Annotated in this window: 1 rRNA gene; it reads left to right on the forward strand. The window is 52.5% G+C overall.

From position 1 onward, the window contains the following. Positions 1–18 precede the first annotated feature (18 nt). Positions 19–381 (forward strand): 16S ribosomal RNA (locus tag M3180_RS22415); the annotation flags it as partial.

Consider the following 381-nt stretch of genomic DNA (forward strand, 5'->3'; position numbering starts at 1 on the left):
AATGAGCAATCAAACACTTTAATGGAGAGTTTGATCCTGGCTCAGGACGAACGCTGGCGGCGTGCCTAATACATGCAAGTCGAGCGGACTTGATGGAGTGCTTGCACTCCTGAGAGTTAGCGGCGGACGGGTGAGTAACACGTAGGTAACCTGCCCATAAGACCGGGATAACATTCGGAAACGAATGCTAATACCGGATACGCACTAGAATTGCATGATTCTAGCGGGAAAGGCGGTCTTGAATTTATTCAGGGCTGTCACTTATGGATGGACCTGCGGTGCATTAGCTAGTTGGTGAGGTAACGGCTCACCAAGGCGACGATGCATAGCCGACCTGAGAGGGTGATCGGCCACACTGGGACTGAGACACGGCCCAGACTC

The organism is Paenibacillus camelliae, from assembly GCF_023715345.1.
Taxonomy (GTDB): Bacteria; Bacillota; Bacilli; order Paenibacillales; family Paenibacillaceae; genus Pristimantibacillus; species Pristimantibacillus camelliae.